The sequence below is a fragment of the Ruegeria sp. BB9 genome (assembly GCF_056539345.1).
Genome location: NZ_JBQFUU010000001.1, coordinates 415,272 through 441,030 on the forward strand (window position 1 = coordinate 415,272; position 25,759 = coordinate 441,030).

The window sequence follows — 25,759 nt, forward strand, 5'->3', positions numbered from 1 at the left end:
CTTCCCGTGCCTTATGCCGGCAGATCGCGTTCCAGCGGCTCGAGCGAGCCTTTGCGGGGCGTTCCGTCCGCGGATTTGGGCAGCTCGATGTCGGCGCAAGTGCCCGCATCGACCAACGTCCAGGCGTTGCCTTGGTAGTCCACAGTCGAGGTACCGGCACATGTGGTGCCCGGACCGGCAGCGCAGTCATTCTGGCCTGCCAGCGATACGCCATAGCATTTTTCTTTGGCCTGAGCGGCGGCGGTGGTTGCAGAGCCCGCAACAGCTGCGGCAACGGCGCTTGCGATTACGAGGGTTTTGGCGGTGTTCGACATCTCAGGTAATCCTTTTCGTGATTGCGTATGTCTGCTTGTGACAGTGACAAAGGTAACGGCTGACACTGCTCTGTTGAATTCACGAGCCCGTGTCTCACGGCTGTGTCAGCGAGCGTTAATGCCCCTTGCAAGTTAACACACTGTTATAAATTAGGAAATCCAGAAATGTTTCATTCCGGCCCCGTGCTGGGGGCCGGATCGGCGGCAAGACTGTGCCGATTGTTACAGAAGATCAGGGGGCGTGGCCGCGTGCGCCAGCTCTTTTGTTACAGCGTCAAGCGGCTGGACCTGGGTCTGCTTCTCGCCAAGGCGGCGCACACTGACGGTGCGCTCCTCGACCTCGCGGTGGCCGACGGCCAGGATCACTGGCACCTTGCCGACCGAATGTTCGCGGACCTTGTAGTTGATCTTCTCGTTGCGGATGTCGGCCTCGGCCCGGACACCGGCAGCCTTGAGCGTTTCGACCACTTCCAGAACATAGTCATCGGCCTCGGAGGTGATCGAGGCCACGACGACCTGGCGCGGCGCCAGCCAGAAAGGAAGTTTGCCGGCGTGTTCTTCGATCAGGATGCCGATGAACCGTTCGAACGATCCCAGGCAGGCGCGGTGCAGCATCACCGGACGGTGTTTGGCACCATCGGCGCCGATATAGGTGGCGTCCAGCCGTTCGGGCAGGACGAAATCCACCTGGAAGGTGCCGCATTGCCAGTCACGCCCGATCGCGTCGGTCAGGACGAATTCCAGTTTCGGCCCATAGAAGGCACCTTCGCCGGGGTTCAGTTCCGGCTCGACCCCTGCTGCGCGGGTGGCGGTCAGCAGGGCCTCTTCGGCCTTGTCCCAGACCTCGTCCGAGCCGGCGCGCTGTTCGGGGCGGTCCGAGAATTTGACCTTGAAACTGTCAAAGCCCAGATCCTTGTAGACATCGGTCAGAAACCCGATGAAGCGGGCACATTCGTCGCCGATCTGGTCCTCGGTCGAGAAGATATGCGCGTCGTCCTGGGCAAAGCCGCGGACCCGCATGATGCCATGCAGCGCGCCCGAGGGTTCGTAGCGCGCGCAGGATCCGAACTCGGCCATGCGCAGCGGCAGGTCGCGATAGGATTTCAGGCCCTGCTTGAAGATTTCCACGTGGCAGGGACAGTTCATCGGCTTGAGCGCGTTCACGGCCTTTTCGCGGGCGTGTTCCTCGTCAACTTCGACGATGAACATGTTTTCCTGGTACTTGTCCCAGTGGCCCGAGCGTTCCCAAAGCTTGCGGTCGACCACCTGCGGGGTGTTGACCTCGACATAGCCGCCTCGGTGCTGGGCACGCCGCATATAGTCCTGCAGCGTGGTGTAGATGGTCCAGCCGTTGGGGTGCCAGAAGATCTGGCCAGGGGCCTCTTCCTGCATGTGGAACAGGTCCATCTCGCGGCCCAGCTTGCGGTGGTCGCGCTTGGCGGCCTCTTCCAGCATGTGCAGGTGCGCCTTCAGCTTTTCCTTGCCGGTGAAGGCCACGCCGTAGATGCGTTGCAGCATCGGGCGGTTGCTGTCGCCGCGCCAGTAGGCGCCGGCGATCGACATCAGCTTGAAGGCGTCACCGGGCAGTTGGCCGGTATGCTGCAGGTGCGGACCGCGGCACAGGTCCTGCCAGTGGCCGTGCCAATACATGCGCACCGGCTCGTCACCCGGGATCGCCTCGATCAGCTCGACCTTGTAGGGCTCGTTGTTGGCCTTGTAGAACGCGATGGCACGCTCGCGGTCCCAGATCTCGGTGGTGACGGGATCGCGCTTGTTGATGATCTCTTTCATCTTTTTTTCGATGAGGCCGAGATCTTCGGGCGTGAAGGGTTCCGAGCGGTCAAAGTCGTAGTACCAGCCGTTTTCGATGACCGGGCCGATGGTGACCTTGGTGTCAGGCCAGATTTCCTGCACCGCGCGGGCCATCACGTGGGCAAAGTCGTGGCGGATCAGTTCGTTGGCCTGGGCCTCGTCCTTCATCGTATGGAGAGCGATTTCGGCATCCTGTTCGATGGGCCACTGCAGGTCCCAGTGCTGGCCGTTGACGGTGGCCGAGATGGCCTTTTTCGCCAGCGAGGTGGAGATGTCGGCCGCGACCTCGGCCGGCGTAACGCCTGCCGCGTAGGATCGGGAATTGCCATCGGGGAAGGTAAGAGAGACGGATTTTGAATCCAAGGCCATGGTCTGGCTCTCCTCGTCGGTTTGGCGCCCACTGAACGCCCGGTTGCGGGTTATGGTGTCGGGTCCGTTTGGCAGTTGGTGGTGTCCGTGTCAAGCGTTGGCGGGCAGAGGGCTCTGCTCCTGGCGTGCCGCGGGATATCTGCCTCCAGATGACGGAGGGGCGGGAATTGCACTTGGGCGCGGCGCGTGCATGATGCTGGAAAAGCATGTGAGGATTTCATGGCAGCAACGACATTTCTGGAAACGCCGCAGGGGCGGCGGCTGGCCTATCATAAGAGCGAAGGGACAGGGCCCGCGGTCGTTTTTCTGGGTGGCCTCAAGTCGGACATGGAGGGCACCAAGGCGGTGCATCTGGAGGACTGGGCGCGGGCGCGTGGGCAGGCCTACTTGCGGTTCGACTATTCCGGGCACGGGGAAAGCTCCGGCCGGTTCGAGGAAGGGTGCATCGGGGATTGGCATGAAGACACGGTTGCGGCGGTTTCAGCGCTGACCGAAGGGCCGTTGATTGTGGTGGGTTCGTCCATGGGCGGCTGGCAGGCGTTGCTGCTGGCGCGGGCCATGCCCGAGCGGATCGCCGGCATGGTCACCATCGCGGCGGCGCCGGATTTCACCGAGGACGGCTATTGGGCCTCGTTCACAGACGCGCAGAAAGAGGCGTTGGAGACGGTCGGGCACGTTGAACTGCCTTCGGACTACATGGAGCCCTACATCATCACCAAGCGGATGATCGAAGATGGGCGGACGCGGCTGGTATTGCGGTCGCCGTTGAACCTGCCGTTCCCGGTACGGTTTCTGCAAGGCACGGCGGATACGGCGGTTTCGGTCGACACCGCTGTACGGCTGCTCGACCATGCCAGCGGTCCGGACATGCGGTTGTTGCTGGTCAAGGATGCGGATCACCGGTTCTCGGACGGGCCGTGCCTGGGGCTGATCGAGGATGCGGTTCGCGACGTGATGGGGACAAACTGATGCGGCGGCTGGGGCGGTTTCTCGGGCGGGCCTTGCTGGCGTTGGTGGTGGTCGGCGGGCTGATCTACTGGTTCGGCCCGCGCGAAGAAGTGGATCTGCACCCGCGGTTCGATCCGCGCAAGTTCGGCGAGGGGGTTCAGGTCTATTTCGAAAGCATCGAGTCCGCCTATGACGACATCGTACCGGGTGTCGAAAAGCGGGTGATCTGGCAGGACGGGTTCAAGGAACGTCGCGCGCCATATTCGGTGCTCTATGTGCACGGGTTCTCGGCCTCGTCCGAGGAAATCCGCCCGGTGCCCGACAGGATCGCCGAAGCGCTGGGGGCCAATCTTGTCTATACGCGCCTGCAGGGGCACGGGCGCGACGGGTTGGCAATGGCCGAAGGGACGGCCTCGGGCTGGATGCAGGACATGGCCGAAGGTCTGGCCGCCGCCCGCGCGGTGGGCGACACGGTTATCGTGATCTCGACCTCGACCGGGGGAACCCTGGCGGCAGCCGCGGCGCTGGACCCCGAGCTGAGCAAGGACGTGGTCGGGATGGTGTTCATCTCGCCCAATTTCGGGGTGCAGGCGGCCGGATCCTGGATACCATCACTGCCTTGGGCGCGCAGCTGGCTGCCGTTGCTGATGGGGGAAACCCGCGACGTGTCGGGCCCTGATCCGGAAAAGAACCTGTACTGGTCGTCCTCTTATCCGTGGGAGGCGGTGGTTCCGATGTCTGTTCTGGTGGATACCGTCGACGCGCTGGATTTTTCGGGTGCACTGGTGCCGGCTCTGTTCTGGTTCTCGGATGACGATCAGGTGGTTCGCCCCGACCTGACTCACAAAGTTGCAGAAGACTGGGGGGCACCTGCGACCGTTCAGACCGTAACCATGGGGCCGGGTGACGACCCGCAATCGCACGTCATTGCCGGACGGCTGATGTCGCCGGGGCAGACCGATGCGACGGTGGCGGGTATTCTGCAATGGCTGAACGGTTTGGGGGTAGAGTGATGGAGCAACGCGTCAGCCTGATCACGATCGGGGCCGAAGATCCCGAAGCCGCAGCCCGCTTTTACGAGGCGTTGGGCTGGCGCCGCACCGACAGCCCGGACGGGGTGATCGTTTTTGACCTGATCGGCCAGACGCTGGGTCTGTACCCATTGACCGCTCTGGCCGAAGAAATCGGGGTTGGCGTTGAAACCCTGGGGCGCGGCGCGATGACGCTCAGCCACAATTGCCGATCCAAGGAGGGTGTCGCTGAACTGTTGCACGCTGCCGAGGCAGCGGGGGCCGAAATCCTGAAACCAGCCTCAGACGTGTTCTGGGGCGGGCACCATGGGTACTTTCGGGCACCGGATGGCACGATCTGGGAAGTTGCGTTCAACCCGCACTCGGCCCTTGCGCCGGATGGGGCCTTTCGTTGGAACGGGTACTGAATATGCGCAGACCGGGCAGCATGTGGAGCCTCGAGACCCTCGGCCGCGTGCGCCTGTCGCGCCATTTCTTCATGCGCGAATTCCTTTATTCCGAGATCGGGAACTTTCACGAAAAACAGAACCTGCCGGACAACCCGGATCTGGCCATCGAAACCGGCCGTGCATTCTGCGAAACCCTTCTGGACCCGTTGGAGGAAACATTCGGGCGTGTTGCCGTCCGGTCTGGATACCGGTCACCCTCGCTGAACCGGTTTGGAAACGAGAACAAGTTGAACTGCGCGCGCAATGATCATCCCCTTGAATGCCACATCTGGGACCGCGGCACAGGCGAGGCGCGAATTGCCGGAGCCTCGATCGTGATCCCATGGTTTGCCGACCGTTACGCACAAGGCCGGGACTGGCGCGATCTGGCCTGGTGGATGCACGATCATCTGGATTATTCCGAGATCTGGTTCTTTCCCAAACTTTGCGCCTTCAACCTGGTGTGGCGGCCCACCCCGCTGCGCCGGATCGACAGCTACATTGCGCCGCGTGGCAGCCTGCTCCGGGCCGGCGCCGATCCGGATGAGACTCTGAGCGAACGCCGTCGGCGCTATGCGGACTTTCCCGAATTTCGCGCAATCCGCTATCCTTAAAGTTTTTCTTGCCCGTCTGCGCCGAAACTCTCATCCTGATCAACAAAACGGCCGAGCCGATCGGCCAGTACAAGGAGGCCCTGCGTGATCGAGCCGCTGGTCTTGCTGCCAGGATTGATGTGCGATGCTCGGCTGTTTCAGCCGCAGACAACCCGGCTGTCTCAGACCCGGCCGGTGATGGTCGCGCCGATCGGCGGCGGTGATCGGATCGAGGAGATTGCCTCGGCGCTTTTGGACCAGTTGCCGCACCGCTTTGCGTTGGCTGGTCTGAGCATGGGGGGCATTGTCGCGCTGGAACTGGTGCGCCGCGCCCCGGAACGCGTGACCCGCCTTTGCCTCATGGCGACGGATGCGCAGGCCGATACCCCCCAGATCGCAGCCGACCGCGAAGAGCTGATCGTTGCGGCGCAGGCTGGCCGTCTTGAGGATGTCATGCGCAAGGTTCTGGGCTCGGACACTCTGGCCCCCGGACCGCAGCGGATTCCGATATTGAACCACATGCTGGAAATGGCGCTGGAGCTGGGGCCGGACCTGTTCGTGCGCCAAATGCGCGCTCTGCAGCGCCGCCCGGATCAGCAGGGCACCCTGCGGAGGATAAAGGTGCCGACCTTGGTTCTGTGCGGGGCACACGACACTTTGACGCCGGTCAGAAAACACAGTTTCATGGCCGAGCTGATCCCCGGGGCCGCCTTGCATGTGGTGGACATGGCAGGGCATCTTCCAACGCTTGAGGCGCCGGGTGAAACCACGGACGCGCTGTCCGATTGGTTGAACATACCCGTGCGGGCTTTCTAGTCGTACAGCGCCTTGCGTTCTTCAAGGGTGATGACATGCGGAGCCACAACCGGCTTGCCTGTTGCGATGTCGAAGAACGGAGTTTGCTTCCAACGACCGGAAAGGCGCGCCGAAATGACTCTGCGGATCATGCCGAGAACAGCAGGAGCCACATTCTCGTGCTTCCATTTCCCATTCGCCTGCGGAACATGGGCGCGGGTCTTCACCGGCCCCAGAGGGGATGGATCGGAAAACCTGGCGACATCAAAACCAGCAAAGGGGAATTTCATGCTGCTGGTGGTGGTCGCCACAGGCGCGTTGCAGCATTTGGCGTACCATCGAAACAGACCTTTGGGGCCCAGCCGCATCACGGCCAGGTTCTCGGCGCCTTTCGTGATGCGGATATATTCGGGCGACATCTGAAAAATGTCGACCGGCCCGGGTGCGGGGTCAGGTTGGCCAAAATACAGCTGTCCGGCGCGGCAATCTGGGCAGAAACAGACGACATGGGTGCCGCTGGACACCCCCTTGGTCGTGATCTCGCCGATAAGCTCGCCGCAGTTGCAGGCGAACGGAAGGGCGGGGGCCGGGTCTGCGGACATCAAGCAACTTTGTTGCTGTTGGCAGCACGGCGGCGCGGTTTGCGGCTGTTTTCGTTCATGAAGTCTATGACCAGCGGGCGGATATTGTCCCGCCAACTGCGTCCGGCGAAGATACCGTAGTGGCCCGCGCCGGGTTCGACATGGCTGGCCTTTTTGCTGTCGGGCAGGCCGGTGCACAAGTCCAGCGCCGCGATACACTGACCAGGGGCCGAGATGTCGTCATTGGCGCCTTCGACCGTCTTGACCGCCACATCGGTGATTTTGCCGATGTCGACTTTGTGGCCAGCCACGATGAACTCATTCCGGGCGATCTCACGGTTCTTGAACACCCGCTCGACCGTCGAGAGGTAGAACTCTGCCGTCATGTCCATCACGGCCAGATATTCATCGTAGAAACGGTTGTGGGCGTCATGATCCGACGCCTCACCCCGCATGACGCGCTGGATCTGGTCGGAGAACGCCTTGCCGTGGCGCTCGGCATTCATCGACATGAAGGATGCCAATTGAAGAAGCCCGGGATAAACCATGCGTCCCACGCCCTTGTACTTGAAGCCCACCCGCTGGATCATCGTTTCCTCAAGCTGGCCCATGGTCACTCGGCGGCCGAAATCGGTGACTTCGGTCGGGGTTGCATCAGGGTCAACCGGGCCACCGATCAGCGTCAGCGTGCTGGGCTGCGCCTTGGGGTCGGTTTCGGCAAGGTACGCCGTCGCCGCGAGGGTCAGTGGCGCGGGCTGGCAGACAGCGACGACATGCGTGTCCGGCCCCAGCTCCTTCATGAAATCGACAAGGTACAGGGTGTAGTCCTCGACATCGAACTTGCCTTCGGACACGGGGATGTCGCGCGCGTTATGCCAATCGGTCACGTAGACTTCGCAATTGACCAGCAGGCTCTTCACGGTCGAGCGCAGCAGGGTGGCGTAGTGTCCGGACATCGGCGCAACCAACAGCACCTTGCGCGGTTGCTCTTTGCGGCCATTCACGCGAAAGTGGACCAGATCGCCAAACGGGCGTTCAAGCACGGAGGTGACATCCACCAGATGATCTTTGCCGTCTTCGCAGGTAAACGTTCGGATACCCCAATCGGGTTTCACGACCATGCGTTGAAACGTGCGTTCGGTTACTTCGCCCCACGCGGCCATCCAGTTGAATGCCGGGTTGGGGATCATGGAAAACTGGGGGTAGGACGCCATCGCGCTTGCGGTTGCACCAAGCCATTGGTTGGTGTTGCGCATGGTTTCCATCAGGTCGTAGGTCATCATGTAACGCACGGGAATGGCCTCCTAAATGTCAGCCTGAGAGTTCGGACCATTCGTCGCTTTGCCCCCCGGTGCCCACGACGATATTCTGCACAGCAGCGAGGATAGGGGGGATTTGTTAAAATGACAACAAGTGAAGGCCACATGCCCGACTTAAGCGACGAACACGTTGAACGCCTTAAGGAAAATATGCTGAAAGTCGAAGATCTGTCCAAGCGGCTGATCGAGGTGATGGCGTCGAAAAAAGCTCATACTCCCGCGCTGGACGGCCCGAATCAGGAACTTTTTGCAAGAGCAGCAACAGCTTATTGGGCCGAGGCCCTGCAGAATCCGGCCAAGTTGTTGGAACAGCAGCTGGAATACTGGGGCAAGTCCGTCCTGAATTTTGCTGCGGCGCAGCAGGCCCTGCTGGCCGGCGAAGGCGAAGCGGACGAGGCTCCGAGCAAGGATAAACGCTTCTCGAACCCGCTTTGGGATACGAACCCATATTTCCGTCTCGTCCGCCAGCAATACTTGACCAATGCCGAAGCCATCGCGAACGCGGTGGAGTCGGTCGAGGACTTGGACGCCAAGGACAAGCGGCGGCTGAAATACTTCTCGCAGCAGATTGTCGACATGATGTCGCCAACGAATTTCCTGCCGACCAACCCCGACGCTCTGCAGAAGGCGATCGAAACCGATGGCCAGTCGCTGATCCAAGGGCTGGAGAATCTTGTTGCCGATCTCGAAGCGAATGATGGCGAGTTGATCGTCAAGCTGGCGGATGAAAACGCGTTCAAGGTGGGCGGCAACCTGGCCACAACGCCCGGCGAAGTCGTCTATCGAAATCGAATGATGGAACTGATCCAGTACAGTCCTGCGACCGAGACGGTGTATGAAACCCCCGTCGTTCTGTTCCCGCCTTGGATCAACAAGTTCTACATTCTGGATCTGAAGGCACAGAACAGTCTGATCAAGTGGATCACCGATCAGGGCTATACCTTGTTCGTCGTCAGCTGGGTCAATCCGGATGACAGCTATGCCGAAACGGGAATGGAAGACTACGTTCAGGACGGATTCCTGGCGGCGGTCGAAGAGGCCAAGAAGATCTGCAAGGTCAAACAGGTCAATACGGTCGGGTATTGTATTGCCGGCACGACCTTGAGCCTCACTCTGTCTCTTTTGAAACAGCGCGGTGACAAGTCAATCAAATCCGCCACGTTCTTCACGGCGCTGACCGATTTTTCGGATCAGGGCGAGTTTACCCCGTTCCTGCAGAATGATTTCATCGACGGGATCGAGAAAGAGGTGAACAAGGAAGGTGTGCTGCGGTCATGGATCATGGCGCGCACGATGTCGTTCCTTCGGTCTCGCGACCTGGTTTATGGACCGGCGATCCGCAGCTATATGCTGGGCGAGACGCCACCCGCCTTTGACCTGTTGTACTGGAACGGGGACGGCGCGAACCTGCCCGCGAAAATGGCTGTGCAGTATCTACGTGGCTTGTGTCAGCGCAACGAGTTCGCTTCGGACGGGTTCGAATTGATGGGCCACAAGCTGCATGTCCGCGACGTGGATGTGCCGTTGATGTCGATCACTTGCGAGACGGACCATATCGCCGCTTGGAAAGACTGCTATCGCGGCGTGCAGAAAATGGGATCACGCAGCAAAACCTTCATCGTTTCGGAATCGGGGCATATTGCAGGCATCGTCAATCCGCCCAGCAAAAAGAAATACGGTCACTATACCAACACCGATCTCAAGGCGGATGCCGACACCTGGATGAAAGAGGCAAGCTTCCACGAAGGCTCCTGGTGGCCCCGCTGGGAAGCCTGGTTGAAAAAGCGGTCTGGCAAGCAGGTTCCGGCACGCGAACCCGGTGATTCGAGCCACCCACCGTTGGCTCCGGCGCCAGGAACCTATGTAGTCGCCAAACCAAAGTCTTGATTTCACATTGAAACTAAAAAATTCTGCGCCGCAGCAACAAAAATCTTGAAATGCTGCGCCGCAGCAATCATATTGTCCTCAAGCTGATGAAACCCGGGGTGGGCCCGGACCGGCTGAAAGGATTAGGACAATGGCAAAGACCCAAGACTTCACCGCGACCCTGAAAGAAATGATGGGTGCGTTTCCGGTGGACACCACCGCAATGGAAAACGCGTTCAAATCGACCGCGACCCTGAACGAGAAACTGTCCGGCGTTGCGCTGGAAGCCGCCGAGAAGTCGGCCGAGATCTCGAGCAAGTGGACCAAGGACACCCTGGCCAAGCTGGCCGAGATGTCGAAAGCAAAGGCCGAGCCGGCCGACTATGCGAAGGCGATGACCGATTTCGCAAGCGCTTCGGCTGAAGTTGCTGCCGAAAACATGGCTGCTTTCGCTGAAATCGCCAAGAAAGTTCAGTCGGAAACCGTCGAACTGCTGATGGCTGCTGGCAAAGAAGCTGCGGAAGAAACCACCGCGGCCGTCAAGAAAGCCACCAACGAAGTAACCGCTGCTGCCAAGAAAGCAACGGCTGCCAAGTAAGCAAGATCCGCGAAACGCACCCATCCCTCCCAAATTGGTGCAATCGCTAAGGGCAGGTCCATTGGCCTGCCCTTTCTTTTTGTTCTGCAGTCGCATAACCTCTGCTGCAACGCATCATCCTTGGGGAGGGTAAACGGTGTCGGACAAAGATAAACCTCTGCTGATCAAGCGGTATGCAAGCCGTCGGCTGTATAACACCGAGACCAGCGACTACGTCACGCTCGAGGACATCGCTGGGTTCATCCGCGACGGGCGCGAGGTTCAGATTATCGACCTGAAAACCGGAGACGACCTGACACGACAGTATCTGCTTCAAATCATTGCCGAACATGAAAGCCGGGGTGAAAACGTTCTGCCTGTGAACGTGCTGAATGACCTTGTGCGCAGCTACATGGTGCCGGGCGGAGGCATGATGCCGCAATTCCTGCAATCCAGCTTTGAGATGCTGCGCGAAAGCCAGGCCAAGATGATGGAAAACATGAGTGCGATGAACCCCATGAGCAGCATGCCCGGGTTCGAAGCAATGCAGGCGCAGCAGCAGGCGTTCCTGAAGGCCATGACAGGCGGGCTGTCGGGCAATTGGTCCGGGCCGGACAAGGACGAAGAAGGCAAGTCCGAGTCCAAAGAAGACCTGGACGACATCAAGAAACAACTGGCCGAGTTGCAGCAGAAGCTTTCCAAGCTCAGTTGATACCAGATAGGCCCGGACAATCCGGGCCTTTTCTTTCTGGCGTTGGGGTCAGGTGCCGAAGGCCACTTCGGGCGCGGTAACCTCGCCGACCGAGGCCAGGATGATGTCAGCGATTACATCCAGTTCCGCGCGGGTCAGGCGCACCGGCAGGCGCACGTCACAGGCCGACATCAGCATTGCGCGCGTTCGAGGCAGCTCGACCTGCTCTGGCAGAAACTGCCAGTTCCAGAAGGCGCGGGCGTTGTCCTCGCTCAGACCAAAGACCTGCACCTTGACGCCACGGCCCTCGGAGGCGGCGGCAAATGCCTTGATCTGGTCTTTGTTTAGATCGACCAGGTTGAACTGGATCGAATCCGGCGCACGTCGTTCCGGTGTCAGCGGGTCGGGTACGTGGATGTGCGGTGAGCTGTTCAGGCGCTGCGCGACATAATCGTGGTTGGCCAGCCCGTCCCGCACCCGCCGCGCCAGTTCGGGCAGTTGGGGGCGGATCACCGCAGCGCTGAGGTTGCTCATACGCAGATTGTAAAGCGGCAGCTTGTTCTGCCATCGCGTAAAAGCTTGCTCCAGATCAGGTGTATTCTGGCCGTGCGGGCCTTTGTGTTTCTTCCAGTTGTGCTCGTAGGCGCCGGACATGATCACGGCGCGGGCGACCAGGTCGGGGTCGTCGGTGACAAGGATGCCTCCTTCGCCCGCGTTGATCATCTTGTAGGACTGGAACGAGAAACAGCCCAGCTTGCCGATGGTGCCGATATTGCGGCCATGCCATGTGGTGCCCAGCGAATGGGCCGCGTCCTCGATCACCGGGATGTCGCGCGCGTCGCACAGCGCCATGATCGCGTCCATGTCCGAGGTATGGCCGCGCATGTGGCTGATGATCACCGCCTGAACCCCATTGAGCTTGGCCGCGAAATCGTCGATGTCGATGCGGTAATTGCCGCCCACCTCGCACAGGACCGGAACGCAGTCTGCATGCACCACCGACGAGGGCACTGCCGCAAAGGTAAAGCCCGGGATCAGCACCCGCGCGTCCCGCGGTAGCCCCAGCGCCTTCAGCGACAGGAACAACGCCGCCGAACAGGACGACACCGCCAGCGCGTATTTGCTGCCCAGCAACTCGGCGAACTCTGCCTCAAGCAAAGCAACCGGCGCGTCCTGCGGCGCGGTATAGCGGAACAGGTCCCCGGATTGCATCAGGGACTCGATCGCGTCTTTGGCAGCGGCAGGGATGGGTTCGGCGTCATGGACGTTGGGTGGCAGCGTCATATTTGATAATCCCAAATTCTATGTTTGGAAAAGATAAAATGAAAAGCTGAGCAAACCAAGTCTTCATTCGCCTGTTGGGCGAAATTTCACCGAACCGTCACAAGTTGCGGGTCAAAGGCCCAGCCGATCACGCAGGGCATACCAAGTCATCGCCAGCACCAGCAGAGGGCTGCGGAGGGCCGAGCCTCCGGGAAAAGGCAGAGCGGGCACGCGGGCCATCGTGTCGAACCCTTCGGCCTGACCCTGGATGGCCAGCGCCATCAACTGACCGGCATGGGTTGCAGTGCCGACCCCATGACCGGAATAGCCCGAGGCCGACAGGATGTTTGGCGCCAGACGCGTCAGGTAGGGCATCCGCCGCATGGTGATAGCCAGCGTGCCGCCCCACGCATAGTCGATCCGAACGTCGCGCAGATGTGGAAAGATCTCGGTCATCGGTTTGCGAACCTTGGCGGCGATTTCGGATGGAAAGCGATAGCCATAGCTCTCGCCACCGCCGAACAACAGCCGCCCATCGGCGCTAAGCCGGAAATAGTTCACCACGAATTTCGTGTCGGCAACCGCCACGTCCTGCGTCAGAACCTTTGTAGCCTCGGCGCCCAGCGGCTCGGTCGCGGCGATGAAATTGTTGATCGGCATGACCCGCGCCGCGACCTTGCGGTTCAATTTGCCCAGATAGCCATTGCAAGCCAGAACCAGATGGTCGGCCGTGACCGAACCCTGTTCGGTGCGAACGGTGACGCGCGGGCCTTCCTCGATGCCCAGAACCTCGGTGTTTTCGTGCAGCGTCAGGCCGGCGGCCAAGGCGGCCTCGGCCAGACCCAGCGCATAGTTCAACGGGTGCAGATGGGCCGCGCCCATGTCCAGATATCCGCCTGCATAGGCCGGCGAGGGGCAAAGCACGCGCCCGGCTTCGGCATCCAGCAGCTCGAGTTGGTCATAGCCGTAGGCGGTTTTCAGGTGCTTGGCGTGGGCGTGCAATTCGCCCCGTTCGCTGTCGCTGAAGCCCAGTGTGGCGATGCCCGGTTTCAAGTCGCAATCGATGCCCTGGCGTTCGATCAGGGATTTGGTCAGCGTCTTTGCGTCTTCGGCCAGATCCCACAGCTTGGCCGCGTCGTCGCGTCCGACCAGCTTTTCCAGGTCTTCCTGATCCATGCGCTGGGCGCTGCCCAATTGGCCACCATTGCGCCCCGAGGCGCCGAAACCCACGCGATGCGCTTCAAGCAGGACCACCCTGAACCCGGCCTCGGCCAGGTGCAGCGCGGTCGAAAGACCCGTATACCCTCCACCCACGACACAAACGTCGGCAGTGACATCGCCGCGCAGCGGCTCGGTCGGGGTTCGCGGGTGCGCGGTGGCGGCATACCAGCTGGGCGGGTAGGTGCCGCGTTTGTCATTGCTGTACAGCAGGTTCATGGCGCACATGGCTCAGACGTTCAGCAGCAGGTGTTCACGCTCCCACGGCGAAATCACCTGCAGGAACTCCTCGTACTCGGCGCGTTTTACGATGCTGTAGACCCGTGCGAACTCGGGGCCCAGAACCTGATGCAAGGCTTCGGCCTCGTCGAACAGATCCAGCGCGTTGCCCATGACCTGCGGGATGTCGCCGTCACCTTCGTAAGCGTCGCCATAGAACTGACGGCGCGGGCGGTCCTGATTGACCAGACCAAGATAGCCACAGGCCAGCGACACGGCGATGCCCAGATAGGGGTTGCAATCCATCCCGGCGATGCGGTTTTCCACCCGGCGGCTGTCGGGACCCGACAGCGGCACACGTATCCCCGTGGTGCGATTGTCGCGCGCCCATTCCAGGTTGATCGGGGCGGCATGGTCCTTGACGTAGCGCCGGTACGAGTTGACGTAGGGCGCCATCACCGCCAGCCCGGCGGGCAGGTGCAGCTGCAGACCGGCGATGAAGTTGTAGAACGCGTCCGTCTCGCCGCCCTGAGGCCCCGAGAACAGGTTCTTGCCCGTCTCCATGTCGATGATCGAGTGATGGATGTGCATGGCCGATCCCGGCTCATCCTCGATCGGTTTGGCCATGAAGGTGGCAAAGCAGTTGTGACGCAACGCGGCCTCGCGGATCAGGCGTTTGAAATAAAACACCTCGTCGGCCAGCTTGACCGGATCGCCATGGCGCAGGTTGATCTCAAGCTGACCGGCGCCGCCCTCCTGGGTGATGCCGTCGATCTCGAACCCTTGTGCCTCGGCGAAATCATAGATGTCGTCGATCACAGGGCCGAATTCATCCACGGCGGTCATGGAATAGGCCTGCCGCGCGGCAGCCGGACGGCCCGAGCGGCCCATCATCGGCTCGATCCCCTTGGCCGGGTCCACGTTGCGGGCAACCAGAAAGAACTCCATCTCGGGCGCGACAACCGGTTTCCACCCTTTGTCCTTGTACAGCTGGACCACGCGTTTGAGCACGTTGCGCGGGCTGAACGGAATCGGATCGCCGTCCCTGTCGTAGGCGTCATGGATCACCTGAAGGGTCCAGTCACCGGTCCACGGTGCCGCCGAGGCCGTGCTGAAATCGGGCTTGAGGATCATGTCGCGTTCGATGAACCCATCCTCACCCGCGGCCTCGCCCCAGTCACCAGTGATGGTTTGGTAGAAAATGCTGTCGGGTAGATGGAAATAGGCCTGCTTGGCGAATTTCGATGCCGGAACCGCCTTGCCGCGGGCAATCCCCGGCAGGTCCGAGATGATGCACTCGACCTCGTCCAGCCGGTGCCCGTCGATGTATTCCCGTGCTGCTTGTGGAAGTTGGTCTGTCCAGTCGGCCATCAGGCCCTCTCTTTCTTCAGGAACTCTGCCATGAAACGCCCGATATTGGCGTTGTCATCCGGAGCGTTCCATCGGGTTTTTGCGTCGTCCATCAGGGCGTCGGGCACCACGCCTTTACCGCGTGTCTCCATTAGGCCCTGAATGAAATCGTTGGAGTATTCGGGATGTGCCTGCACCGTCCAAATCGTGTCCCCGTAGGCAACCATCGCGTTCTTGCAGAACGCGTTGCTACCCAATAGCTGGGCGCCGTCGGGCAAGGCCGTCACCTGATCCTGGTGCCATGCGTTCAACGAAACCTTGCGCCCGTCATAGTCATACTCGGTGCGTCCGATCGCCCAACCCTTGTCGAACTTTTCAACCTTGCCGCCCAACGCCTGAGCGATGATCTGGTGGCCGAAACAGACCCCGATCAACGGTTTCCGTGCCGCTTGGATCTCGCGGATCAGTTGCTCGAGCTTGGGGATCCACGGATGATCTTCGTAGGCGCCATGCCGCGAGCCGGTAATCACCCATCCATCGCAGTCGCTTGCGCTGTCGGGGAACACATCATCCACCACCGCATAGGTCACGAACTCGAAATCGTTGCCGTCCAGAAGCTGTTGAAACATCAGGTCGTAGTCGCCGAACGATCGTTCCAGCGGTTCGGGCGCGTGGCCGGTCTGCAGTATGCCGATTTTCATGAGTCACCAAATTTGATCAAATTCAATCTACCCGAGTCTCGATCCACGGGCAAGAGGATCATACGGACTCCAGATAGCTCAACCAGTGACTGTCGGGGTCCATGTCGGCAAAGCGTGCGGATTCCTGCCTTTTGGTCATCACCATGTTTCGGATCAGATCCCCGGAGAAGATGCGCGCGATGATCGGGTCCGTCTCGAATGCCGAAATGGCCGAATCCCAGTCCCCTGCCAATTGCGGAAGCCCTTCGATCTCGTAGGCATTTCCCGTGATCGGGGGCGGGGGTTGAAGGCCGTCCTCGATGCCGATCAGAGCCGCGCCCAGAACCGCGGCCAGCATCAGATAGGGGTTGATGTCGCCGCCGGCCACGCGGTGCTCGATCCGGCGGGCGGCGGGCGCACCGCCCGGAATGCGGATCGCGGCGGTCCGGTTCTCATAGGCCCAAGCCGCGCCTGTGGGGGCATGGGCTCCGGGCACGAGCCGCGTGTACGAATTGCCATGCGGAGCAAAGATCAGCGTGCTGCCTGGCATGGCGGCCAGACAGCCGGCGACGGCAGAGCGCAGGATTTCGGTCCCTTCACGCCCGCCATTGTCAAAGACGTTGCGACCCTGGTCATCCAGCAGCGAGAAGTGAACATGCATTCCGTTCCCCGCATCATCGGCATAGGGTTTGGCCATGAAGGTCGCGGTAAAGCCGTGCTTGCGGGCCAGCCCACGGGTCAATGCCTTGAAAAGCCACGTATCATCGGCGCAGCGCATGGCATCCTGATGGTTCAGGTTGATCTCGAACTGGCCGATGCCGCTTTCGGAAATTGCCGTCTGGGCGGGAATCCCCATTTCGGCGCACCCGTCATAAAGCTCGGTGAAGAAGGCGTCGAAGGCGTCCATTTCGGCCATCGACAGCACCGCCTCGCCGCGTAGCCGACGGCCGGTGACCGGATTGTGCGGGGGCTTTGGTTGCGCATCCGAGGAGTCAAGCAGCGTGAACTCCAACTCGGTCGCGGCAACAACTTTCCATCCGCGCTGGGCATAGCGCGACAGGACTGCGGCCAGCGCGTGGCGGGGGTCGCTGGCAAAGGGGGTGCCGTGATCGTCGTACAGGCACATCGGCACCAGCGCCGTGGGTGTGGTCAGCCAGGGCATCGGCACCGGGCCGCGCTCGGTCGGGCGCAGTACGCCATCGGCGTCGCCGGTTTCGAACACCAGCGGGCTGCCCTCGATATCGGCGCCCCACAGATCGACGTTCAGCGCGGAAAACGGCATGCGCACCGCGCCGCTGTCCAGCTTGTCGGCGTAAGATGGGGGCACGCGTTTGCCGCGCATCTGGCCGTTCAGGTCACAGGCGGCGACGCGAAAAGTGTGCAGGGCGGCAAGGTCCATCTGGGGCTCCGTCGGTATGTTGCGGCAAACCTAGTCGAGCTTTTGGATGTTGTCACGATATTTGATCAAATTATTCCGGTGGCGATCTCGTGCGCGGCAGAAAAACGAAACATCAGGACTTGTACACATTCCAGCACCTGCATTGCAGGGTTTGCACAACTTCGACTGGCCGGCTCGGATCAGTACTCGGATGCGTATTTGGGGGAATCGCGAGGGCTGGGTTACGCTGTGATCCGCAGTCAGGAATTTTTTCACAGGAAAGGAATATTCGGATGTCGGAAAGAGATGTTTACGTCGAGAAAGCCAAGGCCATGCTGGACCAGTGGAACGCCGAAATCGACAAGACCAAGGCCAAGATCGACGAGGCCGCGGCGGACAGTAAAATCCAGTACCAAAAGCAGTTGGAAGAAATGCGGGCGCAGCGGGACAAGGCCGAGGCCGAATTGAAGGAAATGCGCAAGGCCAGTGACGCGGCCTGGGCCGATATGAAAGCCGGGTTCGACAAGGCGTGGGACAACATGTCCGAGGCTTTTGACGCCGCGATGGCGCGCTTTAAGTGAAACGACAGTTAAAGGGCTTGGCGCCTCAGCGCGCCAGGTTCAGGCGGAACCGCATCTTGGCCTTGCGCGCCACCGGCAGGTGCCGGTTCAGCCGCTTGTTGATCAGGCCGAATACGCCCACGATCACCAGTGTCAGCAGGATGAAGTAGAACGCCAGGATCGGGTAGGGGACGAACGGGTTGAACGTCTTGTCGGCGAAATAGCTGGCATAGTACAGCGCGTCCCCGCGTTGTTGCCAGGCCGGGAAGGCCGAGAAGAAGACCAGCGTGGTGGCATGGAACAGGAAAATCGCCTCGTTCGTGTAGGCGGGCCAGGCCAACCGCAGCATGGTGGGCCACACGATCCGGCGGAAGCGGGACCAGCCGGACATGCCGTAGGCATCGGCGGCCTCGATATCTCCCTTGGGGATCGACCGCAGCGCGCCATAGAAGATCTCGCCCGAATAGGCGGCGGTGTTCAGGAACAGCACGATCAGCGCCCCCAGCCAAGCCGAGGTGAAGGCGTCGAACATCGGGTAGGTCTTCTTGAGCGACAGGAACAGGAAGTACGCAAAGAAGAACTGGATGAACAGTGGTGAGCCGCGGAAGATGAAGATGAACCATTCGGACGGTTTGCGCAGCCACTTGCGGCGGGACGCCTTGCCCAGGGCCACGGCCGTGGCCAGGAAGAACCCGGTGGCCAGCGCCATCACGCCGAAATAGATGTTCCAGATCATCCCTGAACCGATCAGGGTGAACTGTTCGCACAGGGTGAAATCGCTGCGCGGCAGCAGGCGCTCGCCAAACCCGATCGAACGCAGGCCGTAGTCCTGGATGGTCTGCAGGCAGCTCATGCGGTGGTCTCCTTGCGCAGCAGCTCTCCGCCCGATGTGGCCTGGCCATGCGACAGGCGGCGCATCAGCCGTTCGAGGCCGATCTCGGAAACGCGGGTCATGCCAAGGTAGAAAATCAGCAGGAACAGGAAGTACCACATGCGCCAGTCGCCATGCGGATAGGCGGTGAATTTCGAGGTCTTGGTGCCGCCCAGCTCGCGCGCCCAATAGACGATGTCTTCGACCCCCAGCAGGAACAGCAGCGGCGTGGCCTTGATCAGCACCATCCACAGGTTCGACAGGCCCGGCAGGGCATAGACCCACATCTGCGGCACGAGAATGCGCCAGAAGGTCTGGCGGCGGGTCATGCCATAGGCCTCGGCGGTTTCAAGTTGCGCCAGCGGAACGGCGCGCATGCCGCCGAACAGCACGTTGGCGGCGAAGGCACCAAACACGATCGAGAAGGTGATGACGGCCAGGAAAAAGCCGTAGGTTTCGTGCACCCATTCCGGTGCGGTGCCCAGCGGCAGCTTGGCCTGGGGGCAGACGAGGAAATCGTTGCCCTGGCGGATCGGATCGGTCCAGTCGGGACACAGCACCTGATGTCGCATCCACTCGAACCCCTGGTCCAGGGCGATCACGAAAAACAGGAAAAACGCAATGTCGGGCACACCGCGCACGATGGCGATATAGCCCTTGCCCAGCCAACCGAGTGGCGGGACATGCGACCGCGCCGCCATGGCCCCCGCAAAGCCGAAAGCCAACGCCACCGGGGCCGTCACCGCCAGCAAGGCCAGAACCTTGATGAACGACAGGTAGAACGACCAGTGCACGCCGTTGGTCAGATAGCATGAAAACCAGCGGAACGTGCCGAGCGTGTCGGGATCAGCGCAGTAGGAAAACATGGGGCGTCTTTCGAACGTCTGGCCCGGCGCGGGCCGGGGTGGGTTCGGCGCGCGTGGCGCCGAACCGCAGGACCGGATGCTTAGTTGGTGACGACCGAGCCGTCAGGTGCGTAGGTGGCGGTGTCTTCACCAAACCACTTTTTCAGCATCTCGTTCAGGGTGCCGTCCTCTTTCATCGAGGTGATGGCGGCATCGAACTTGCCGCGCAGTTCGGCATCGCTTTCGCGCAGGCCCATGCCGACGCCACCGCCCAGCGGGACCGGATCGCCGACAAAGACCAGTTCGCCATTCGATTCCTCGACCAGCGGCACCAGGTAGTCGCGGTCGGCCAGAACGGCATCAGCCTCACCGTTGCGCACGGCGGCGATGGTTTCCTCGGGCGTTGCGAATTCAACCAGAGTTGCGCCCGACTCGGCCACGTGGCCGGCTTGGATGGTGGCGGTCTGTGCGGCGACGACGCCGCCGGTAACGTCAGCATCAGCCGAGGTGGCCACATAGGCCGAAGCGGTCGGCGGGTAGTAGTCCTGAGTGAAGTCGATGACCTCATCACGCTCGGCCGTGATCGACATGCCCGCGATGATGGTGTCGTAGTTGCCCGAGACCAGGTTCGGAATGATCGAATCCCAGTCGTTCTTGACCCATTCGCATTCCAGCTGGGCGCGTTTGCACAGCTCGTCGCCGACCTCACGCTCGAAGCCGTCGATCTCGCCGGCGTCGTTGATGAAGTTGTACGGAGGATAGGCGCCCTCGGTGCCCATGCGGACCGTGTCGGCCATGGCCATACCAGCGCCAAGCGCCAGCGCTGCAGTGGTCAGAATCAGGTTTTTCATTGGTAACTCCCCTGTTTGGTTCTGTCCTGATTTTACGCCGCCTTTGTGGCGGAGAGAAAGCCCCGAAGCCTTTCGGATTCGGCAGCAGTGAAAATATCTTCGGGCGAGCCTTCTTCTTCAATCAGGCCCTGGTGCAGAAACACCACGTGGCTTGAGATGTCGGCCGCCATCTGCATGTCGTGCGTGACGATGATCATGGTGCGGCCTTCGGCGGCCAGATCCTTGATCACCTTGATCACTTCCTGTTCCAGCTCGGGATCGAGCGCCGAGGTCGGCTCGTCGAACAGCAGCGCCTCGGGCTCCATGCACAGGCCCCGCGCGATCGCGGCGCGCTGTTGCTGGCCGCCCGACAACTGTGCCGGATAGGCGTCGCATTTGTCGCCGATGCCAACCTTGTCCAGGTATTTGCGAGCGCTGTCCTCGACCTCGTGCCGGTCACGGCCCAGCACGGTAATCGGGGCCTCCATCACGTTCTGCAAGATGGTCATGTGGGCCCAAAGGTTAAACTGCTGGAACACCATCGACAGGTTGGTACGGATGCGCAGCACCTGCTTTGGATCGGCGGGGCGGCGGTGATCGCGAGTTCCGGTCCAGCGCACCGGCTCGCCCTTGAACAAGATTTCGCCCTCCTGGCTGTCTTCCAGCAGGTTGCAGCAGCGCAGCAGGGTGGATTTGCCCGACCCGGATGATCCGATCAGCGACACCACGTCGCCGCGATGGGCGGTGATGTCCACTCCTTTGAGGACTTCGAGATTGCCAAAGCTTTTGTGCAGGTTCTTGATCTCGATGACGGGAGTGCTGTCTGTCACGGGTCGTCCTGGAGTTGTTGAGTGCGTTGATGCGGTACTAGGGCCGAAAAACAAGAGCAATGCAATGCGCAAATGACAAGTTCAAGTCCTGAAACCTCCGATTCGGCCACGGTCAGTGGTCAAATTGGTCAGCTTTCGGGCAGCAACGCCGCAGGCGATGGCGGGTTGGGAACGGCTAGGTAGAGATCGGCGGCAATGTCGATCAACCCGCGGATGTGCAGCGCTGCGCGATCAGCCGGGGAAAGGTCTGAGATCGCGGCGCGAACCGCGGCGGCGACCGGGGACGGATCGCGCGCGATCGCAGTGATGTAGGGCAACGCCGGGGTGGGGCGCGTGCTTTCCACCGGGCGCAGGCGCTGGCCCAGATCGGTATGCTCTTGCAGCAGCACCCATGTAAGTGCGTCCAACGATGCGAAATCGGCGTGGCCGTCGGCCACCGCATGCGCCGACAGAGCGTGTCCGCCGGTTTCCAGCAGGCGTAACGGCGTAAGGCCCAGTTCGGACAGATGCGTGACCGGCGCGGCCCAGCCCGATTGGGACAACGCCTCGTTATAGGCAAAAATGCCCGCTGCCAGTTCAGGCAGATCGCGCGCGTCATCGGCGCGGGCCACGAAAACCGAGCAGTAGTGTCCCGGCGGACAGCCCGGCAGGTCATAATCTGGAGTGCCAACCAGGTGCACCTTGCCGTGCAGGCGCGTGCGATAAGGCATACCGCAGGTCTGGGCAAAGACCAGGCTCGGATCCTGCCAGATGTCCCAGAAATCACGATCGCGGGTCAAATGGTTCGGACCTTCGCCCAAATGTGCGCGAATCAAACTCCAAAAGCGATCGTTGGCAGGTTGCAAAGCGGGCAAGTCGTACATGCCCAGCATCGCCGTCACGATTTGGCGGCCTTCTGCCGGGCTAGGGCTGAATCCACGTCGCTGACGCCCAGAAGGCTGACGACCAGTCGCAGCAGCGAGTCCTCGTCCTGCGAGCGCTGACCGTCGGCCAGCGCAACTGACCACAGCGCCTGAACCACGCCAAGGCGATGGTCGTACGGCACCGCATCCTTGATAGCCCGGGTAAAGCGGACGGTATCAGGGGCCTCGGCCTCGAGGTCTTCGGCCTGGGCACGCAGCCCTGCGGCCTCGAACGGCGAAAGGCCATAGCGCTCGGCCAGAACCTTGTCGATGCGCGACATCTCGGTATCGGCATAGTCATCATCGGACCGGGCAAGGCGAACCAGCAGGGCGGCCAAGGCCAGCCGGGCGTCGTCATCGGTCAGTGGGTCGGGCTGCGGCTGGGTCAGCCGGGACAGAAAGGCGTTGAACATGGCCTAGATATAGCGGCCACTCAGTCCGCGTCCAAGCGGCTTTGCACCCGTTCGCGCGCGGCCTGGCTGTCATTGTAGCTGAGGCCCATGGCGATACGCGCTTCTTCGACAATCTTGATCTCGCCCTCGTCCGAATTCCCGTCGGCCAGCACAACCTCCCAAAGGGCCTCCATCGCGGCCAGACGTTCATGCAAATCCGTCGTTTCACGGATCAGTTTGCCGAACGTATCCGTGTCGGGGGCTGCAGCGTGCAACTTCTCGCAGGTGGCGCGGACCTTGGCGGCTTCGATCGCGTTGTGCTGATAGAGCCGTGCCAAGATGCGGTCGATCAGGCTGATTTCCTCGATCTTGTAGTCGCGGTCGGCCTGCGCGACACGCACCAGCAAGGCGCCAAGCGCCAGTTCCGCATCAGGGTCCGGCAGCGTGGTCTGCTGAGGAGGGCGCAAAGCCTGCAGGAAGTTCTTTAGCAGTGGCATTGGGGAATCCGTATTTCTGTCACCGTGTCCGTGCTAGGCGTCATACCCTTCGATGATCACCAGATCACCGGATGAAACAGGATCGCGCAAGGCTTTAGCCTTTTGATACAGATCGCTGTCATAGCAGGCCAGGGCGGCCTCGTAGCTGGGGAATTCGATAACGACGGTTCGCGCCCGCGCTGCGCCTTCCCGCACCTGCCGATCTCCACCGCGGACCAGAAAACGGGCACCGTATTCGGCAAAAGCCTCGCCATTGGCAGCGATGTAGGTCTTGTAGGTCTCCATGTCGTCTACATCGACATGGGCCACCCAGTATCCTTTGCTCACGCGGTCTGCTCCTTTTGTCCGTTCCGGCTCAAACTGAACCGGAACGCTTTGCAAAGCAAGACCAAGCGGTACAGTCCGCTTCAGACCAGACGCGACGTGTCCTTGGCCGCGCGAACGAAGTCGCGGAACAACGGGTGCGGATCGAAAGGTTTGGATTTCAGTTCCGGGTGGTACTGCACACCGATGAACCACGGGTGGTCTGACCATTCGACGATCTCGGGCAGGCGTCCATCGGGTGACATCCCCGAGAAGTTCAAACCGGCTTTCTCAAGTTGTTCGCGATACTTGGTGTCCACCTCATAGCGGTGGCGGTGCCGTTCTTCGATCTGGGTGCTGCCATAGACCTCGGCCACTTTCGAGCCTTCGGTCAGAACCGCGTTGTAGGCACCCAGACGCATGGTGCCGCCCTTGTCGTCACCAACCTTGCGTTCGATCTTGGCGTTGCCCTGAACCCACTCCTTGAGGTGATAGACCACCGGTTCAAAGCGTTTTTTGCCGGCCTCGTGGTCGAATTCCTCTGATCCCGCTCCGGAAATGCCGGCCACGTTGCGCGCGGCTTCGATCACTGCCATCTGCATGCCCAGACAGATGCCCAGATACGGCACCTTGTGTTCGCGGGCATATTGCGCAGCCTTGATCTTGCCTTCGGTGCCGCGCTCGCCAAAACCGCCGGGAACGAGGATGGCGTGGAACCCTTCCAGATGCGGGCCGGGGTCTTCGGTGTCGAAAATCTCGGCATCGACCCACTCAACTTTGACCCTGACGCGGTTGGCCATTCCACCATGGGTCAGCGCCTCGGCGATGGACTTATAGGCGTCTTCCAACTGGGTGTACTTTCCGACGATTGCGACCTTCACTTCGCCTTCGGCGTTGTGGATTCGGTCGCTGACGTCTTCCCACTTCGACAGGTCGGGCTTGGGCGCCGGGCTGATCTGGAATGCGTCGAGCACAGCCTGATCCAGACCTTCGCGGTGATAGGCCAGCGGCGCGTCGTAAATGGTCGACAGATCCTGCGCGGCGATTACCGCGTCGGGGCGCACGTTGCAGAACAGAGCCAGCTTTTCGCGCTCTTTCTGCGGGATCGGTCCTTCGGAACGGCAGACCAGGATGTCGGGTGCCAGGCCGATCGAGCGCAGTTCCTTGACCGAGTGCTGGGTGGGCTTGGTCTTCAGCTCGCCAGAGGCCTTGATGTAAGGCAACAGGGTCAGGTGCATGAAAATGCACTGTCCGCGCGGCTTGTCCTGGCTGAACTGGCGAATGGCTTCAAAGAAGGGCAGGCCTTCGATGTCGCCCACGGTGCCGCCGATCTCGCACAGCATGAAATCGACCTCATCCTCGCCGATGGCGATGAAGTCCTTGATCTCGTTGGTTACGTGCGGGATCACCTGAATGGTCTTGCCCAGATAGTCGCCGCGGCGTTCCTTTTCCAGAACGTTTGAATAGATCCGCCCCGAACTGACCGAGTCGGTCTTTCGTGCGGCAACACCCGTGAAGCGTTCGTAGTGACCCAGGTCCAGGTCGGTCTCGGCCCCGTCGTCGGTGACGAAAACTTCACCATGTTCGAACGGCGACATCGTGCCGGGATCGACATTCAGGTAGGGATCCAGCTTGCGCAGCCGAACCGAGTATCCCCGAGCCTGCAGAAGCGAACCCAGAGCAGCGGACGCCAGCCCTTTGCCCAAGGATGAAACAACACCACCAGTGATGAAAATAAATCGTGCCATGTTTCTTCGGCTGCCCCCGTGAGACGTCAACATCAACTGCCCGGCGGTTCGAAAAAACCGCAGCATCACGGGACTTCACGTATAAAGGATTCGCGCAAAAAGCGCAAGAGAACCGCAAGATGCTGTTGTGGTTCTCTTTCAGATTTCTAGGTTTTGTGGATCAGTCGGCCTGTGGGATCAGCGGCGCGTTGTCGCCCTGCGCCGGCGGCAGCAGGTCCTCGGCCGAGGGAACAGCAGGTGTGCTCTCTTCGGTCGCGTCCTGAGCCGGAACGCCAAGTCGGTCGATGACCGAGCTTCCAGCCGATTTTTCCGCGGCAAGAATCGTCAGGGTGATCGAGGTGACGATGAAGCAGGCTGCAAGGATCCAGGTCACCTTTGCCAGTGCCGTCGTTGCCGAACGTCCTGCAATGGCGCCACCACCGCCGCCACCCATGCCCAGGCCACCGCCTTCGGACCGCTGCAGCAGAACAACGGCGATCAGGCCCAAAGCCAAAAGAAGGTGGATGATTAGAACGACGTTTTCCATGGTGTTCCTGTGCGGCGTGGCGT

28 protein-coding genes are annotated in these 25,759 nt (G+C 61.0%); 9 read left to right on the plus strand and 19 right to left on the minus strand.

The annotated features are described in order from the left end of the window. Positions 1–11: 11 nt before the first annotated feature. The gene (locus ACR0FC_RS02070; RefSeq protein ID WP_005982123.1) at positions 12–314 is read right to left on the minus strand and encodes a BufA1 family periplasmic bufferin-type metallophore; all 303 of its coding nucleotides are present in this window, start codon (positions 312–314) and stop codon (positions 12–14) included. Between the two features lie 222 nt (positions 315–536). Further along, positions 537–2,495 (minus strand): threonine--tRNA ligase, encoded by a 1,959-nt coding sequence (gene thrS / locus ACR0FC_RS02075; protein WP_170337815.1) that lies wholly within the window; start codon positions 2,493–2,495, stop codon positions 537–539. A gap of 219 nt (positions 2,496–2,714) precedes the next feature. Here thrS and ACR0FC_RS02080 point away from each other — a divergent pair, with 219 nt between their 5' ends. The 5 genes from ACR0FC_RS02080 (at position 2,715) to ACR0FC_RS02100 (ending at position 6,311) form a co-directional block, all read left to right on the plus strand. Beyond that, a complete protein-coding gene (locus ACR0FC_RS02080) occupies positions 2,715–3,464 on the plus strand; it encodes an alpha/beta hydrolase (protein ID WP_170337817.1) in 750 nt (249 codons plus the stop codon). After that, positions 3,464–4,456 (plus strand): alpha/beta hydrolase, encoded by a 993-nt coding sequence (locus tag ACR0FC_RS02085; RefSeq protein ID WP_170337819.1) that lies wholly within the window; start codon positions 3,464–3,466, stop codon positions 4,454–4,456. Before ACR0FC_RS02080 ends, ACR0FC_RS02085 begins: the two co-directional genes overlap by 1 nt. Next, positions 4,456–4,881 carry a VOC family protein gene (locus ACR0FC_RS02090; protein WP_170337820.1) on the plus strand — a complete coding sequence of 142 codons (426 nt, stop codon included), beginning with the start codon at positions 4,456–4,458 and terminating at the stop codon, positions 4,879–4,881. Before ACR0FC_RS02085 ends, ACR0FC_RS02090 begins: the two co-directional genes overlap by 1 nt. A 20-nt stretch (positions 4,882–4,901) precedes the next feature. Continuing rightward, positions 4,902–5,516 carry a hypothetical protein gene (locus tag ACR0FC_RS02095; RefSeq protein WP_170339406.1) on the plus strand — a complete coding sequence of 205 codons (615 nt, stop codon included), beginning with the start codon at positions 4,902–4,904 and terminating at the stop codon, positions 5,514–5,516. 84 nt (positions 5,517–5,600) lie between these two features. Next, positions 5,601–6,311, plus strand: coding sequence for an alpha/beta fold hydrolase (locus tag ACR0FC_RS02100; protein ID WP_170337822.1), 711 nt, complete (start codon positions 5,601–5,603; stop codon positions 6,309–6,311). Here ACR0FC_RS02100 and ACR0FC_RS02105 read toward each other — a convergent pair. Both ACR0FC_RS02105 and phaZ read right to left on the minus strand, forming a co-directional pair. Next, positions 6,308–6,892: a DUF6151 family protein gene (locus tag ACR0FC_RS02105; protein ID WP_170337824.1), complete on the minus strand. Its 585-nt coding sequence runs from the start codon at positions 6,890–6,892 to the stop codon at positions 6,308–6,310. The genes ACR0FC_RS02100 and ACR0FC_RS02105 overlap by 4 nt on opposite strands. Continuing rightward, a complete protein-coding gene (gene phaZ, locus ACR0FC_RS02110) occupies positions 6,892–8,163 on the minus strand; it encodes a polyhydroxyalkanoate depolymerase (protein WP_170337826.1) in 1,272 nt (423 codons plus the stop codon). Before phaZ ends, ACR0FC_RS02105 begins: the two co-directional genes overlap by 1 nt. Before the next feature lie 111 nt (positions 8,164–8,274). Here phaZ and ACR0FC_RS02115 point away from each other — a divergent pair, with 111 nt between their 5' ends. The 3 genes from ACR0FC_RS02115 (at position 8,275) to phaR (ending at position 11,345) form a co-directional block, all read left to right on the plus strand. Continuing rightward, on the plus strand, positions 8,275–10,077 hold the full coding sequence (locus tag ACR0FC_RS02115; RefSeq protein WP_170337827.1) for a PHA/PHB synthase family protein: 1,803 nt from the start codon (positions 8,275–8,277) through the stop codon (positions 10,075–10,077). A 130-nt stretch (positions 10,078–10,207) separates the two neighbouring features. Further along, entirely contained in the window at positions 10,208–10,654 is a 447-nt protein-coding gene (locus ACR0FC_RS02120; protein ID WP_005982142.1) for a phasin family protein, read from the plus strand. 136 nt (positions 10,655–10,790) lie between these two features. Next, positions 10,791–11,345, plus strand: a complete 555-nt coding sequence (gene phaR / locus ACR0FC_RS02125; RefSeq protein ID WP_170337829.1) for a polyhydroxyalkanoate synthesis repressor PhaR — start codon at positions 10,791–10,793, stop codon at positions 11,343–11,345. A gap of 48 nt (positions 11,346–11,393) precedes the next feature. Here the strand turns inward: phaR and ACR0FC_RS02130 are convergent, their stop codons facing one another. From ACR0FC_RS02130 to ACR0FC_RS02150, 5 genes are all read right to left on the minus strand, one after another. After that, positions 11,394–12,608 carry a DegT/DnrJ/EryC1/StrS family aminotransferase gene (locus ACR0FC_RS02130; RefSeq protein ID WP_170337831.1) on the minus strand — a complete coding sequence of 405 codons (1,215 nt, stop codon included), beginning with the start codon at positions 12,606–12,608 and terminating at the stop codon, positions 11,394–11,396. 111 nt (positions 12,609–12,719) lie between these two features. Then, positions 12,720–14,024, minus strand: a complete 1,305-nt coding sequence (locus ACR0FC_RS02135) for an NAD(P)/FAD-dependent oxidoreductase (RefSeq protein ID WP_170337832.1) — start codon at positions 14,022–14,024, stop codon at positions 12,720–12,722. A gap of 12 nt (positions 14,025–14,036) precedes the next feature. Next, positions 14,037–15,395 carry a glutamine synthetase family protein gene (locus ACR0FC_RS02140; protein ID WP_170337834.1) on the minus strand — a complete coding sequence of 453 codons (1,359 nt, stop codon included), beginning with the start codon at positions 15,393–15,395 and terminating at the stop codon, positions 14,037–14,039. Then, the gene (locus ACR0FC_RS02145; protein ID WP_170337836.1) at positions 15,395–16,075 is read right to left on the minus strand and encodes a type 1 glutamine amidotransferase; all 681 of its coding nucleotides are present in this window, start codon (positions 16,073–16,075) and stop codon (positions 15,395–15,397) included. Before ACR0FC_RS02145 ends, ACR0FC_RS02140 begins: the two co-directional genes overlap by 1 nt. A gap of 58 nt (positions 16,076–16,133) precedes the next feature. Beyond that, positions 16,134–17,453 (minus strand): glutamine synthetase family protein, encoded by a 1,320-nt coding sequence (locus ACR0FC_RS02150; RefSeq protein WP_170337838.1) that lies wholly within the window; start codon positions 17,451–17,453, stop codon positions 16,134–16,136. A 272-nt stretch (positions 17,454–17,725) separates the two neighbouring features. On the opposite strand from ACR0FC_RS02150, the gene ACR0FC_RS02155 reads away from it, so the two are divergent. Continuing rightward, positions 17,726–18,013 carry a sll1863 family stress response protein gene (locus ACR0FC_RS02155; protein ID WP_170337839.1) on the plus strand — a complete coding sequence of 96 codons (288 nt, stop codon included), beginning with the start codon at positions 17,726–17,728 and terminating at the stop codon, positions 18,011–18,013. 25 nt (positions 18,014–18,038) lie between these two features. On the opposite strand, the gene ACR0FC_RS02160 is transcribed toward ACR0FC_RS02155, so the two are convergent. The 10 genes from ACR0FC_RS02160 to secG form a co-directional block, all read right to left on the minus strand. Then, positions 18,039–18,845: an ABC transporter permease gene (locus tag ACR0FC_RS02160; protein ID WP_170337841.1), complete on the minus strand. Its 807-nt coding sequence runs from the start codon at positions 18,843–18,845 to the stop codon at positions 18,039–18,041. After that, positions 18,842–19,729, minus strand: coding sequence for an ABC transporter permease (locus ACR0FC_RS02165; protein WP_170337842.1), 888 nt, complete (start codon positions 19,727–19,729; stop codon positions 18,842–18,844). Before ACR0FC_RS02165 ends, ACR0FC_RS02160 begins: the two co-directional genes overlap by 4 nt. Positions 19,730–19,809: 80 nt before the next feature. Beyond that, entirely contained in the window at positions 19,810–20,559 is a 750-nt protein-coding gene (locus tag ACR0FC_RS02170; RefSeq protein ID WP_093962541.1) for a transporter substrate-binding domain-containing protein, read from the minus strand. A gap of 32 nt (positions 20,560–20,591) precedes the next feature. Beyond that, on the minus strand, positions 20,592–21,368 hold the full coding sequence (locus tag ACR0FC_RS02175; protein ID WP_093962540.1) for an ABC transporter ATP-binding protein: 777 nt from the start codon (positions 21,366–21,368) through the stop codon (positions 20,592–20,594). A gap of 128 nt (positions 21,369–21,496) precedes the next feature. Beyond that, positions 21,497–22,240, minus strand: a complete 744-nt coding sequence (locus ACR0FC_RS02180) for a phosphate/phosphite/phosphonate ABC transporter substrate-binding protein (protein ID WP_170339408.1) — start codon at positions 22,238–22,240, stop codon at positions 21,497–21,499. Between the two features lie 5 nt (positions 22,241–22,245). After that, positions 22,246–22,683, minus strand: coding sequence for a tellurite resistance TerB family protein (locus tag ACR0FC_RS02185; protein ID WP_093962539.1), 438 nt, complete (start codon positions 22,681–22,683; stop codon positions 22,246–22,248). A gap of 20 nt (positions 22,684–22,703) precedes the next feature. Further along, positions 22,704–23,153: a tellurite resistance TerB family protein gene (locus tag ACR0FC_RS02190; RefSeq protein ID WP_093963012.1), complete on the minus strand. Its 450-nt coding sequence runs from the start codon at positions 23,151–23,153 to the stop codon at positions 22,704–22,706. 39 nt (positions 23,154–23,192) lie between these two features. Then, a complete protein-coding gene (locus ACR0FC_RS02195) occupies positions 23,193–23,486 on the minus strand; it encodes a DUF1330 domain-containing protein (protein WP_170337844.1) in 294 nt (97 codons plus the stop codon). An 80-nt stretch (positions 23,487–23,566) separates the two neighbouring features. Next, positions 23,567–25,210, minus strand: coding sequence for a CTP synthase (locus ACR0FC_RS02200; RefSeq protein WP_093963011.1), 1,644 nt, complete (start codon positions 25,208–25,210; stop codon positions 23,567–23,569). Positions 25,211–25,370: 160 nt separating this feature from the next. Further along, entirely contained in the window at positions 25,371–25,736 is a 366-nt protein-coding gene (gene secG / locus ACR0FC_RS02205) for a preprotein translocase subunit SecG (protein ID WP_093962537.1), read from the minus strand. Positions 25,737–25,759 lie beyond the last annotated feature (23 nt).